The following is a 13379-nucleotide window of genomic DNA, read 5'->3' on the forward strand; positions in this document are numbered from 1 at the left end:
GTCCAACGCCGACGACGATCCCCGGCCGGGCCGCGCCCCACCGCGCGGGTGGCACGCGTCACTTCCTGTCCGCTCCTGTCCGGTCCGCACACCGTCCGCCCGGCACGGTCGATCCCGCATCCGGGCCGGTCGGGAATGGAAGGTCCGGTGGACCGGTTGGAGTCCTCGGACGGGTGTGCGGGTACGGAGGTGGCGGGTGACAGGGCGGACTCAGGGCTGGTTGCAACGGCTGTCCCAACAGTGTTGGCGGTACCGCCGGAACGTGCTGCTGGCGTTCGGAGCCTCCCTCCTCGGGATGGGCGTGACCGCGCTGGTCCCGCTGATCCCGAAGCTGATCATCGACGACGTCATCGTGGACGGCTCCCGCCCCCTGGCGCCCTGGGCGGTGCTCCTGGTGGTCGCGGCGCTCGCGGTCTACGGGCTCACGTACGTCCGGCGCTACTACGGCGGGCGTCTCGCCCTGGACGTGCAACACGACCTGCGCACGGCCATGTACCGGTCGCTCGGCCGACTGGACGGCGCGCGTCAGGACGAACTGGACACCGGGCAGGTGGTCGGGCGCGCCACCTCGGACCTCCAGCTCATCCAGGGACTCCTCTTCATGCTGCCGATGATGATCGGCAACGTGCTGCTCTTCGTGTTGTCCCTGGTGGTGATGCTCACCCTCTCCCCGATGCTCACCCTGGTGGCGTTGGCCGTCGCTCCGGCGCTGTGGTTCCTGGCCGACCGCAGCCGCAAGCGGCTCTACCCCGCCACCTGGTACGCCCAGGGCCAGGCCGCGGCCGTCGCCGGGATCGTGGACGGGGCGGTGACCGGGGTCCGCGTGGTCAAGGGGTTCGGGCAGGAAGAACAGGAGATGGCCAAGCTGCGGCGGGTCAGCCGCAACCTGTTCGGTGCCCGGCTGCGCACCATCAAGCTCACCAGCCGCTACAACCCCGGGCTCCAGGCCGTCCCGGCGCTCGGCCAGGTCGGCATGCTGGCACTGGGCGGCTGGATGGCGACCCGGGGGCAGGTCACCCTGGGCACGTTCGTGGCGTTCTCCACGTACCTCGCCCAGCTCACCGGGCCGGTGCGGATGCTGACCATGATCCTCACCGTGGGCCAGCAGGCCCGCGCCGGCGTGGAGCGGGTCTACGAGCTGATCGACACCGAGCCGCTGATCCACGACCGCCCGGACGCCCGGGCACTGCCGAAGGACGCCCCGGCGACCGTCGAGTTCGACCGGGTCACCTTCGGGTACGACGAGCAGCGCCCCGTCCTGCGGGACCTGAGCCTGCGCATCGAGCCGGGGGAGACCCTCGCGGTGGTCGGCGCGTCGGGGTCCGGCAAGTCCACCGTCTCCATGCTGCTGCCCCGCTTCTACGACGTGACGTCGGGAGCGGTGCGGCTCGGCGGCCATGACGTGCGCGACCTCACCAGCGACTCGCTGCGCGCGGCGATGGGCATCGTGCCCGAGGACAGCTTCCTGTTCTCCGACACGGTGCGCGCCAACATCCTGTTCGGCCGCCCGGACGCCACGGAGGAGCAGATGCTCGCCGCGACCCGGGCCGCCCAGGCCGACGGGTTCATCCGGGCCCTGCCCGGCGGCTACGACACCGTCGTCGGCGAGCAGGGCCTGACCCTGTCAGGTGGGCAGCGCCAGCGCATCGCCCTGGCCCGGGCGATCCTCACCGACCCCCGGCTGCTGCTGCTCGACGACGCCACCTCGGCGGTGGACGCCCAGGTCGAGGCGGAGATCCATGACGCCCTGCGCGAGGTCATGCGCGGGCGCACCACCCTGCTGATCGCCCACCGCCGCTCCACCCTGCTGCTCGCCGACCGGATCGCGGTACTGGACTCCGGGCGGCTGGTGGACGTGGGGACCCACGACGAGCTGGAGCAGCGTTGCCCCAGGTACCGGGAGCTGCTCACCGACCCGGACGCGCTCGCCGGGGAGGTGCGCGCCCCCGATCCGGCGGCGCTGGCGCTGGCCGGCGGGCAGCCCACCGGCCGGAACGCGGTGGACGGGCTCACCCCCGAGCTGTGGCGCCGGGAGGAGACCCCCGAGGGGGGCGGCGGGGCTGCCGCCGGAGCCGCCACCTCGACGCCGGGTCCGGCGGGGCCCGCGGGTCCGCCCGGGGTCGCCGCCGCCCTGGCGGGGATGCCCGCCACCCCGGAACTGCTGGAGCGGGTGGCCGCCCTGCCCCCGGCGGACGACCTCCCCCAGGTGGACGAGGGGGCCGCCAGGGCCGCCGATTCCGACTTCGGCCTGCGCAGCATCCTGCGGGACTTCCGGCGCCCCCTGCTGCTGAGCTTCCTGCTGGTCGCGGTGGACGCGCTCGCCGGACTGCTGCTCCCGGTGCTGATCCGGCACGGCATCGACGAGGGCGTGCAGCAACTGGCGCTCGGCGCGGTGTGGACCGCGTCACTGGCGGGGGTGGCCGTCGTCCTGGTCCAGTGGGCCGCCCAGACGGGGGAGATCCGGACCACCGGGAGGACCGGCGAGCGCGTCCTCTACGCGCTGCGGGTCAAGATCTTCGCCCAGTTGCAGCGGCTCGGCCTTGACTACTACGAACGCGAGCTGTCCGGCCGCATCATGACCCGGATGACCACTGACGTGGACGCGCTGTCCACGTTCCTCCAGACCGGTCTGGTCACGGCGGCCGTCAGCCTGTTCACGTTCGGCGGGATCTTCGTGGCGTTGCTCGTCCTCGATGTGGAACTGGCCCTGCTGGTCTTCGCCACGCTGCCCCTCCTCGTGCTGGGCACGTACTACTTCCGGCGCGCGGCGGCCGCGGCCTACGAGCAGGCCAGGGAGCGGGTCGCCGTGGTCAACGCGGCGCTCCAGGAGAACGTCGCCGGCCTCCGCGTGGTCCAGGCGTTCCGCCGGGAGGAGGCCAGTGCCCAGGCGTTCGCCGCGGAGAGCGACGGCTACCGGCAGGCCCGCATCCGGGGGCAGTGGTACATATCGGTGTACTTCCCCTTCGTCCAGCTCCTGTCGTCCCTGGCCGCGGCCCTGGTGCTGATCGTGGGGGCGGGCCGGGTCAGCGGAGGAACGCTCTCGGCGGGCGCCCTGGTCGCCTACCTGCTCTACATCGACCTGTTCTTCGCCCCGGTGCAGCAGCTCTCCCAGGTGTTCGACGGTTACCAGCAGGCCGCGGTCTCCCTCGGCCGCATCAGGGAACTGCTGCGGCTGCCCACGGCGACCCCGCAGTCGGCCCAGCCGGTGCCGGTGCCCGCCCTGGACGGCACGGTGGAGTTCCAGGACGTGCGGTTCTCCTACGCAGGGGACAAGAACGAGCAGCAGGCGCTGGACGGGGTGTCGCTGAGCATCCCCGCGGGGCAGACGGTGGCGTTCGTCGGGGAGACCGGCGCGGGCAAGTCCACGCTGGTCAAACTGGTCGCCCGGTTCTACGACCCGACCTCGGGCACGGTCCTGGTGGACGGCGTGGACGTGCGCGACTTCGACCTGACCGGGTACCGGCAGCGCCTGGGCGTCGTCCCCCAGGAGCCGTTCCTCTTCCCCGGCACGGTCCGCGACGCCATCGCGTACGGCCGTCCGGACGCCACCGACGAGCAGGTGGAGGCCGCGGCCCGGGCGGTGGGTGCCCACGCCATGGTCGCCACCCTGGACGGTGGCTACCTGCACCGGGTGAGCGAGCGCGGGAGGAACCTCTCGGCCGGACAGCGGCAGCTCCTCGCGCTGGCGAGGGCCGAACTGGTCGAACCGGACCTGCTGCTGCTCGACGAGGCCACCGCGGCACTCGACCTGGCCACCGAGGGCCTGGTGAACCAGGCCACGGAACGCCTCGCCGGCCGCCGCACCACCCTGGTGGTGGCGCACCGCCTCACCACCGCGGCCCGGGCGGACCGGGTGGTGGTGCTGGACCACGGCAGGGTCGTCGAGGACGGCACCCACCAGGAGCTGCTGGCGGCCGACGGGCGTTACGCGCGGCTGTGGCGCACCTTCACCGGGGAGGCGGAGCAGGCGGCGGAGGCCGTGGTCTGACCACGGCGGTCCGAGTCTGACCACGGCGGTCCGACGGCGGCCCGGCCGCCGTCGGACCGCGCTCGACCTCACCAGCGCAGGCCGTGCCCCAACGGGTACAGCGTCGCGTCCGGGTCGTCGGCGCTGGGGATCGGGACGGGGAGCTTCCCGGTGGGCGAGACCTCCCCCGCGATCACCTTGGCGACGGCCCGCATCGCCACGTCCGTCCAGGAGTAGGTGGCCAGGGACACCCCGACCTCCGTCAGGTACGCGAGGTCGTACGGCTTCCTGATGGCCAGGTGCACCACCGGCCGACCTGCGGCGACCAGCGCCCGCACCAGCGCCTGCTGACCCGACTCCGCGGCGACGTCGGCCGTGGTGACCACCACGACGTCATGGGTGCCGGCCGCGGCCACCGCCCGGTCGATCGTCGCGCGGTCGGGCGTGGTGCCGGTGGACAGCGCGTCCGCGGGGTGGCCCAGCGCGGTCAGCGCCCTGGCCAGCACGGTGGTGGGCGGGCCACCGGTGCCCGAGGGGGAGGCCGGGTCGGCCCCGACCACCAGCACCGTGCGGTGGCGATCGGTGAGCGGCAGCAGCCCGCCCTCGTTGCGCAGCAGGGTGGTGGTCCGCTCGGTGATCTTGTCCGCCGCGGCGAGGTGCTGGGCGTTGCCCACCGTGCGCTGCACCTCCGCGTGGGACACGTACGGTTCGCGGAACAGGCCCCGGCGCAGCTTCAGCTCCAGGATGCGCCGCAACGACTGGTCGAGGCGCTCCTCGGTGAGTTCCCCGCGGTGGACGGCGTCCAACACCGCGTTCCAGGCCACGTTCAGGTTCGGCGGGTTGAGCAACTGGTCACAGCCGGCCTTCAGGGCCAGCACCGGCACCCGGTCGTCCCCGTACTTCTCCCGGACCCCCTCCATGCCGAGGGAGTCGGTGATCACGACTCCGTCGTAGCCCAGCTCCTCGCGGAGCACCCCGGTCAGGATCGGCCGGGACAGCGTCGCCGGGTCGCCGGACGGGTCGAGGGCCGGCACCACGATGTGCGCCGTCATGATGCTGTCGATGCGCCGGTCGATCGCCGCGCGGAACGGCGGGGCGTCCAGCCGCTCCCACTCCTCGCGGGTGTGGTGGATGATCGGCAGCTCGAAGTGACTGTCCTTCCGGGTGTCGCCGTGGCCGGGGAAGTGCTTGGCGCAGGAGGCGATCCCGGCCCGCTGGTAGCCGTCCACCTGGGCGGCGACCAGGTCTGCGACGGCCTCGGGGTCCGCGCCGAACGAGCGGATGTGGATGACCGGGTTGGCCGCGTTGACGTTGACGTCGGCGACCGGGGCGTAGTTCTGACGGACGCCCATCGCGGCCAGCTCGCTCCCGGCGATCAGCGCGGCGATCCGGCTGTCCCTGGCGCGGCCGTCCGCACCCAGGGCCATGGCCCCGGGGAACATCGTCGCCGGCGCGCCGATCCTGGCCACCGAGCCGTGCTCCTGGTCCACGGAGATCATCAACGGGATCGGCGTGCGCTGGGCCTGGCCCGCCCGCTGGATGCCGTTGGACAGGTCCGCGATCTGGTGCGGGTCGCGGGTGTTGTGCGCCCAGGCGAAGTAGATGATGCCGCCCACGTGGTACCGCTCGATGAGCTGGACGGCGTTGTCGACGCCGATCTCCTTGCGGTTGGCCGCCACGTCCTCCGGCGCGGGATCGCTGGCTGACGACCCGTAGACCCGCATCACGAAGAGCTGGCCGACCTTCTCCTCCAGGCTCATCCGGCCCAGGAGCGCCGCGACCCTGTCGCGGTCGTCACCGGCGTCGCCGGTCTGGCTGCCCGTGGCTCCCACGGCGAACGCGGGTCCGGACAGGGAGGCGAGCGACGCGGTGGCCACCGCGGTGGCGGTCAACAGGGTGCGGCGGGAGGGTCTGTGGCGGGGGTCTTGGTGCTGCACTGGTGCTCCTTCCGGCCAGAACAGGGCTCGCCCGGTGCGGCCGTCGTGTCCTGACGGCCCGTCCTGGATCTGGGTGACCGGCCGTCAGGCAGCCGGCATCCAGCGGCCAACCGTCCGGGGGCCGTCCGTCCGGACATCGGCGATCCGGGGCGGGAAGCCCGGAACGGGTCCCGGGCACCCGGCCCCAGGGAGGGCGGGTCCTGGGTGCCGTGCCGCCCGGGGAGTGAAGGAAACTTGCAGGTGCATCAGTGTTGTTCGAAAGTAATTTCCGGTCAATCCCCTGGCGTCGAGTCTCGTTGGACCGCCTCGGCCGGGCACCTGCGCGCGGGGGCGTCCGCTCGGGTCAGCGCGGGGGGACCGGCGCCAGCGATGCGGGAACGGTGAAGACCGCGACGTAGTGCTCGGCGCGGACGCACCGCACCGTCTCGCCCCCGACGGGCCGCACGGCCAGCGGGCCCTCCTCCGACCGCACCAGCTCGGCGCCGGTCAGTCGGCAGCCACTGACGACGAACGCCAGGCGCCGTTCCTGCTCCGGGACGGTGCCGCCCGCCACCTCGCGGCGCAGCTCGTCGGCGGTCCGGGACGGCAACCGCGCCAGGTAGCCGTCGAGACGGGCCCCGTCGGTGACGTCCGCCTGCGGCTCTACCCGGGGCTCGACCGCCCCCTCGACCTCGGCGAAGGCGACCAGCCTCGCCGGGGCGGGCGGATCGGGCGCCTCCCGGTCGGGGCCGAAGACGGGGTCGGCGGGCATCCGGTCCCTGTCCACCTCGAACAGTGCCGTCACGGCGTTCGGGGCGTAGCACTCGGGCGGCGGGGCGGGGTGGTCGAGCAGGCGCAGGTCGAGCTGGTTGCCCGAGGCGACGAGCTCGGCACCGCCGGCCGTGCCGCACCCGGTGTCGGTCGTGTAGGCCACCACGACGTTCCGCGACAGGTCGGCCTTCCGCAGACCGGCGGCGATGCCCTCGGCCATCGTGCTGTCGCCGGACGGCCGGGCGAACCAGTCGGGGAAGCGGGCGACGTCCTCGCGCGTCCGCAGGACGGTGCGGACCTGCTGCGGTGGACGATCGCTGTTCTGGAAGTACAGCGGTGGGGAGGCGATCCGTTGCGGGGCCGGGCCCTTCCCGGACTCGGCGCCCGCTGGCGTGCCACCGCAGGCGGCGGCGCCGGCGGCCAGTGCCGCCAACAGCCCGGCCGCTGCGATGCGGGCAGGTGTGAACATGGCCATGGGACGGGGACGCCGCGGTTTCGGTTCCCCGGAGTGAGCGGGCACCTGGTCATTTTGCGCTGTCCACGTGGAATGTCGGGGCTTGGACACGCCCGATGTCCTCCTCGTGTGCCGGGGGCGGCCGGTGGCGGTCCCGTCCCGTTCAGAGTGGCAGCCGCCAGTCCTGACTCTCCAACTCCTTCCCGTAGGCCCGGCACGGCGTGCTCGACTCGAGGACGAACCCGGCCCGCCGGTAGATGCGGTGGGCCGCGTGCAGGTTGGCCATGGTGAACAGACGCAGCTCGCGGTAGCCCGCGGCGCGGGCGAAGGCGACGCACTCCTCGACCAGGCGGCCACCGACGCCCAAGCCGCGCGCCCTCGGCTCCACCAGCAACAACCGCAGCAGGGCGACGCCCTCCTGCTCGCCGCGGACCGCGAACACGCTGCCCGCGGGCTCCCCGTCCACCTCGGCGATCCAGGCGCGTTCCCGCCGGGGGTCCCGCCGTTCGGCGAACTCGGTGGCGATCCGGGCCACCAGGGCCTCGAACTCGCCGTTCCAGCCGTACTCCGCGGCGTAGACGGCGCCGTGACGGTGGATCACCCAGCCGATGTCGCCCGGGGCGGGCTCCCGCACCAGGTAGCCGCGGGGGCGGTCGGCGGCGGCCCCCTGGAGCACCCCGCTGACCGTGCGCATCCCGGCGGTCAACCGGGCGCGGTCGGCGGGGGAGAGGGTGGCGAGGAGCCCCGAGACGGCTGCTTCGGAGCGGTGGTCCAGCAGGGCCGCCTCCTCCCGGCCGGACGCGGTGAGCCGCACGAGTTGCCGCCGGGCGTCGGAGGCGGAGCGCTCCCTGACGACCAGGCCCCGTTCCTCGAACCGGCCGAGCAGCCGGCTGAGGTAGCCGGCGTCCAGGGACAGCGCCGAGCGCAGGGCCGGCACCTCGGTGACCTCCCGTCGCGCCAGCTCGTAGAGCACCCTGGCCTCGGTCAGGGAGTAGGGCGTACCCAGGTGGCTCTCGTAGTCCAGGGCGCCGATGACCCTGGTGTAGTAGCGGTTGAACTCACGGACGATCGCAACGGTCATCGCCTACCCCACGAAATCCCTTGACTGAGTCAACGTTATAGCCGGGGTGGCGCCCGGAGGGAAAGGGGATTCGCGGAAACGGTCGTGCGGGAGCTGCCGGGCGCACCCGCCCGCTGTCTGTCGTTGCATAGAACTACAATGAAATGTATGGATTTCCGGACGGTCTCCTTCGGTCACCCCGACGCCGTGGCCCTCAACGACCGGGTGCAGCTCGAGTACGCCGAGCGGTACGGGGACGACGGCGACGCCACGCCCCTCGCCCCGGCCATGTTCGACCCGCCGCGGGGCCTGTTCCTCGTCGTCTACGACGGCCAGGGCACCCCGATCGCCACCGGGGGCTGGCGCAGCCAGGACGCCAACGGCGAGGGGTACGTGGACGGCGACGCGGAGATCAAGCGCATGTACGTGGTCCCCGAGGCGCGCGGTCGCGGACTGTCCCGGAGGGTGCTCGCCGCACTGGAGGACGACGCGCGAGCCGCGGGTCGTACCCGGATGGTCCTGGAGACCGGCACGAAGCAGCCGGAGGCCATCTCCCTCTACCTGTCCAGCGGCTACCAGCCGTGCGCGAAGTTCGGCTTCTACCGCTTCGCGAAGCTCAGCCGCTGCTACGCGAAGCCGCTGCGGCCCGCCGTGCCCCCGCCGCCCGCCGGGCCGAGGAGCGCGGTCCGCTGACCGGACCCGGGGCGCCTCCAGGGGCGGAGGGGCGCCTCACGGGCGCCGGGGCGGGGCGGTCGAGTCGCGGCGGACCACCTCGGCCGGGATGGTGACCAGGCCGTCGGGCGGCGGTGACTCGTGTCCCATGAGCAGGCGCCCGGCCAGGGCGCCCGCCTGGTAGAGCGGCAGTCTCACGGTGGTGAGCCCGGGGAACGCGTCCGCGCTGAACGGCAGGTCGTCGAAGCCGGTCACCGAGACGTCGTCGGGGATGCGCAGCCCCCGTTCGCGCAGCGCCGCGCACACGCCCAGGGCCATGGTGTCGTTCGCGGCGGCGATGGCGGTCAGCCCCGGTTCCGCGTCGAGCAGCGCCAGGGTCGCCCGCCGGCCCGAGGCGCGGTCGTAGGCGCAGTGCGCGATCAGTCGTCCGGAGCCCGCGCCCATGCCGCGTGCCGCCAGTGCGGCCCGGTGTCCCTCGAGGCGGTGACGGGTGGTGGTGCGGTCGGCGGGACCGGCGACGTAGCCGATCCGTCGGTGGCCGAGGGCGAGCAGGTGCTCGGTGAGTTCCCTGGCGCCGTCCCTGTTGGCGAACGCCAGGGTGGCGACCTTCGCGTCGTCGCCGCCCCCGGCGAGGCCGGGCAGCGGGGGACGTCCGCACAGGACGATCCTGGTGCCGGCGGCGGCCAGCCGGCGGAGACGTTCGGTGACGGCGTGGATGTGCTCGGGTTCCTCGATCGCGCTGCCGCTGAGCACGACGCCGGCGGCCCGTTGGCGCTGGAGCAGGGTGAGGTAGTTCAGCTCCCGGTCCGGAGCCCCGGTCGTGTTGCAGACGACGGCCAGCTTGTCCCCGCCGGTCTCCGACTGCACGCCACTGGCGATCAGCCCGAAGAACGGGTCCGCGACATCGTTGACCAGCACCCCGATCAGGTCGGACGTGCTGGCCGCGAGCGCCCTGGCGTTGCCGTTGATCACATACTCGAGTTCCTGGACGGCGCGCAGCACCCGCTGGCGGGTGGCCGGGGCCACCGGGTAGTTGTCGTTGAGGACCCGGGAGACCGTCGCCGCCGAGACGCCCGCGCGTCGTGCGACATCGGCGAGGGTTGCTGCCACACGCTGGCCTTTCCTTCGGTCGTCGCTCCTGGCGAACCATGGTCTCACCCTCGTCCTGGTGGCCCCCGGGGCTTGAAGAGGCCCGCACGGAGGGTTACCGTTGCCCAGGGAAAGAAAGCGCTTTCTACCCTCGGGGCCGGCGGGTCCGGCCCGTCGAGGCAGCACACCGATACATCGGGGCGAAGGGGACGAGTACGTGACGCGCAGGACCGTGGGAGTGGCCATGAACGGCGTGACCGGCCGCATGGGCTACCGCCAGCACCTGGTCCGCTCCCTGTTGGCCATCCGCGAACAGGGCGGGTTGGACCTGGGGGACGGACAGGTGGTGTGGCCGGAGCCACTGCTGGTCGGGCGGAACGAGGCCAAGCTCCGCGCCATGGCCGAGCGGCACGGCCTCTCCCGGTGGACCACCAGCCTGGACGACGCCCTGGCCGACCCGGACGTGGAGGTCTACTTCGACGCACAGGTGACCTCCGCCCGGCAGTCGGCGGTGCGCAGGGCCATCGCCGCGGGCAAGCACGTCTACTGCGAGAAGCCCACCGCGGTGGACCTCAACGGAGCCCTGGAACTCGCCCGGTTGGCCCGCGCGGCCGGGGTGAAGAACGGTGTGGTCCAGGACAAGCTGTTCCTGCCGGGACTGCGCAAGCTCAAGCGCCTGGTGGACGGCGGGTTCTTCGGGCGGATCCTGTCCGTGCGCGGGGAGTTCGGCTACTGGGTGTTCGAGGGCGACTGGCAGGAGGCGCAGCGCCCGTCGTGGAACTACCGGGCCGAGGACGGCGGCGGGATCACCATGGACATGTTCCCGCACTGGGAGTACGTGCTGCACGAGCTGTTCGGTCCGGTGCGCTCGGTGCAGGCGTTGGTCACCACACACCTGCCGGTGCGCTGGGACGAACGGGGGCGGCAGTACGCCGCCACGGCCGACGACGCCGCGTACGGGACCTTCGAACTCGAGGGCGGCATCGTGGCGCAGATCAACTCCTCGTGGTCGGTCCGGGTGGACCGGGACGAGCTGGTGGAGTTCCAGGTGGACGGCACCCACGGCAGCGCCGTCGCCGGACTGCGCCAGTGCCGGGTGCAGCACCGTTCGACGACCCCCAAGCCGGTGTGGAACCCCGACCTGCCCGCCACCGAGTCGTTCCGCGACCAGTGGTCGGTGGTGCCGGACAACGCCGGGTTCGACAACGGGTTCAGGGCGCAGTGGGAGCTGTTCCTGCGCCACGTGGTGCTCGACGAGCCGTGGTCCTGGGACCTGCTGGCCGGCGCCCGAGGCGTGCAGCTCGCCCAGCTCGGGCTGGAGTCCTCGGCGACCGGGCGCCGACTGAACGTTCCGGCGCTGGAGGAGATCCGGTGATCAGGCTGCCCGACGCCCACGGCCGACTCGTCCCCCACCGGCCGCGCGCCTCCGCCCCCCGGTCCTCCGGGGCCGCGGGGCCGCTGCGCAGCCGCCGGGTGTTCTCAGCCGCGCACGTGGTCGCCGACCCGCTGGGCGAGGTGCACTTCGGCGGCGCGGGGAGCGGACGGGCCGCGGTGGACTGGGACGCGACCCTGGCTTTCCGCCGGCACCTGTGGGGTCTGGGGCTCGGGGTGGCCGAGGCGATGGACACCGCGCAGCGGGGCATGGGCCTGGACTGGCCGACGGCGGCCGAGCTGATCCGTCGCTCCTGCGCCGAGGCCGCCTCGGTCGGCGGGGCGATCGTCTGCGGGGTCGGCACCGACCAGCTCGACCAGGTGAAGGACCTCCACGCGGTGCTCGCCGCGTACGAGGAGCAGTTGGAGGTGGTGGAGGGAGCCGGCGGCCGGTCCGTCCTGATGGCCAGCCGGGCGCTGGCGGCGGTGGCCCGCGGCCCCGAGGACTACCTCGAGGTCTACGGGCGGCTCCTGCGGCAGGCGTCCGAGCCGGTGATCCTGCACTGGCTCGGGCCCATGTTCGATCCGGCGCTCGAGGGCTACTGGGGCAGCGCCGACCTGGACGCGGCCACCACCACGTTCCTCCAGGTCATCGCCGAACACCCGGACAGGGTGGACGGGGTGAAGATCTCCCTGCTGGACGCCGAGCGGGAGGTGGACCTGCGGCGGAGGCTGCCGCACGGGGTGCGCTGCTACACCGGCGACGACTTCCACTACCCGGAGCTGATCGAGGGCGACGGCCGGGGGTTCAGCCACGCCCTGCTGGGCGTCTTCGATCCGCTCGCCCCGGTGGCCGCGGCGGCCGTCCGGGACCTCGACCGCGGGGACGCCGCGGCGTTCCGGCGGGCGCTGGACCCCACGGTGGAGCTGTCCAGGCACCTGTTCGAAGTACCGACCAGGTACTACAAGACCGGGGTGGTGCTGCTGGCGTGGCTCGCCGGCCACCAGGACCACTTCCACATGGTGGGCGGGCTGCACGGTGCCCGCTCGGTCCCGCACCTGGCGCGCGCCTACCGACTCGCCGACGAGCTGGGACTGTTCCCGGACCCCGGGCTCGCGGAGGCCCGGATGCGCTCGCTCCTCGACGTCGCGGGGGTGCCGGCGTGACCGGGGACCACCGGGGCGCCGCGACCCGCCCGGGCAGCCCGGGCCTGTCCCGGCTGAGCCTGAACCAGGAGACCGTCCGGCAGTGGTCCCTGGACGAGCTGACCGCGGGTTGTGCCGCCGCCGGCGTGCCGGGGGTCGGGCTGTGGCGGGACCCGGTGCGCTCCTACGGGGTGGACCGGGCGGCGTCCCTGGTGCGGGCGGCGGGGCTGAGGGTCACCAGCCTGTGCCGGGGCGGCTTCTTCACCGCGGTCGATCCCGCGGAACGGGCGCGGGCGCTGGACGACAACCGGGCCGCCATCGACGAGGCAGCGACCCTGGGCACCGACACGCTGGTGCTGGTCAGCGGGGGTCTGCCGGCGGGGGACCGGGACCTGGTCGGGGCCAGGGAGCGGGTCGCGGACGCGCTGGCCGAGCTCGCCCCGTACGCGGCGGAGCGCGCGGTGCGGCTCGCCGTGGAGCCGCTGCACCCGATGTACGCCGCCGACCGCTGCGTGGTGTCCACGCTCGCCCAGGCCCTCGACCTCGCGGAACGCTTCCCGGTCGAGCAGGTCGGCGTGGTGGTGGACACCTACCACCTGTGGTGGGACGACACGGTGGGCGACCAGCTCGCCAGGGCGGGGGACCGGATCGCCGCCTTCCAGCTCGCCGACTGGGTCACCCCGCTGCCGGAGGGCGTGCTGCTGGGCCGGGGACAGCTCGGCGACGGGTCGGTGGACTTCCGCTGGTTCGCCGAGCGGGTCGCCGCGGCGGGCTACCGCGGGCCCGTCGAAGTCGAGATCTTCAACCCCGCCCTGTGGGCGCGTGACGGCACCGAGGTGCTGGCCGAGGTCGTCTCCCGCTACCAGGAGGTGTGCGCGGTCCCCGGCTGATGCCCAGTGGCCCGGCCCGGTGGGTTATCCACAGGCCCCCGCG

At 73.4% G+C, this 13379-nt stretch carries 9 protein-coding genes; 5 read left to right on the plus strand and 4 right to left on the minus strand.

Annotated features, from left to right (window positions below):
- The first annotated feature begins 196 nt into the window (after nt 1-196).
- A complete protein-coding gene (locus tag A3IG_RS0109935; protein WP_026220094.1) occupies nt 197-3988 on the plus strand; it encodes an ABC transporter ATP-binding protein in 3792 nt (1263 codons plus the stop codon).
- 68 nt (nt 3989-4056) lie between these two features.
- Here the strand turns inward: A3IG_RS0109935 and A3IG_RS0109940 are convergent, their stop codons facing one another.
- The 3 genes from A3IG_RS0109940 to A3IG_RS0109950 all read right to left on the minus strand — a co-directional run bounded on the left by A3IG_RS0109940 (nt 4057) and on the right by A3IG_RS0109950 (nt 8189).
- Nucleotides 4057-5904: a glycoside hydrolase family 3 protein gene (locus A3IG_RS0109940; protein ID WP_018383411.1), complete on the minus strand. Its 1848-nt coding sequence runs from the start codon at nt 5902-5904 to the stop codon at nt 4057-4059.
- 343 nt (nt 5905-6247) lie between these two features.
- A complete protein-coding gene (locus tag A3IG_RS0109945; RefSeq protein WP_157862326.1) occupies nt 6248-7123 on the minus strand; it encodes a hypothetical protein in 876 nt (291 codons plus the stop codon).
- A 148-nt stretch (nt 7124-7271) separates the two neighbouring features.
- Entirely contained in the window at nt 7272-8189 is a 918-nt protein-coding gene (locus A3IG_RS0109950) for a bifunctional helix-turn-helix transcriptional regulator/GNAT family N-acetyltransferase (protein ID WP_018383413.1), read from the minus strand.
- Between the two features lie 147 nt (nt 8190-8336).
- On the opposite strand from A3IG_RS0109950, the gene A3IG_RS0109955 reads away from it, so the two are divergent.
- The gene (locus tag A3IG_RS0109955; protein WP_018383414.1) at nt 8337-8861 is read left to right on the plus strand and encodes a GNAT family N-acetyltransferase; all 525 of its coding nucleotides are present in this window, start codon (nt 8337-8339) and stop codon (nt 8859-8861) included.
- A 36-nt stretch (nt 8862-8897) separates the two neighbouring features.
- Here the strand turns inward: A3IG_RS0109955 and A3IG_RS0109960 are convergent, their stop codons facing one another.
- Complete coding sequence (locus A3IG_RS0109960) at nt 8898-9950, minus strand: LacI family DNA-binding transcriptional regulator (protein ID WP_018383415.1); 1053 nt, start codon at nt 9948-9950, stop codon at nt 8898-8900.
- A 196-nt stretch (nt 9951-10146) separates the two neighbouring features.
- Between A3IG_RS0109960 and A3IG_RS0109965 the strand changes: the two genes are divergently transcribed.
- Genes A3IG_RS0109965 through A3IG_RS0109975 form a run of 3 tightly spaced genes read left to right on the plus strand, consistent with a single transcriptional unit; the run spans nt 10147 to nt 13336 of the window.
- Nucleotides 10147-11304, plus strand: a complete 1158-nt coding sequence (locus A3IG_RS0109965; RefSeq protein WP_026220096.1) for a Gfo/Idh/MocA family protein — start codon at nt 10147-10149, stop codon at nt 11302-11304.
- On the plus strand, nt 11301-12467 hold the full coding sequence (locus A3IG_RS0109970) for a dihydrodipicolinate synthase family protein (protein WP_018383417.1): 1167 nt from the start codon (nt 11301-11303) through the stop codon (nt 12465-12467). Before A3IG_RS0109965 ends, A3IG_RS0109970 begins: the two co-directional genes overlap by 4 nt.
- The gene (locus A3IG_RS0109975; protein WP_018383418.1) at nt 12464-13336 is read left to right on the plus strand and encodes a sugar phosphate isomerase/epimerase family protein; all 873 of its coding nucleotides are present in this window, start codon (nt 12464-12466) and stop codon (nt 13334-13336) included. Before A3IG_RS0109970 ends, A3IG_RS0109975 begins: the two co-directional genes overlap by 4 nt.
- Nucleotides 13337-13379 lie beyond the last annotated feature (43 nt).

This window comes from Wenjunlia vitaminophila DSM 41686 (genome assembly GCF_000380165.1).
Taxonomy (GTDB): Bacteria; Actinomycetota; Actinomycetes; order Streptomycetales; family Streptomycetaceae; genus Wenjunlia; species Wenjunlia vitaminophila.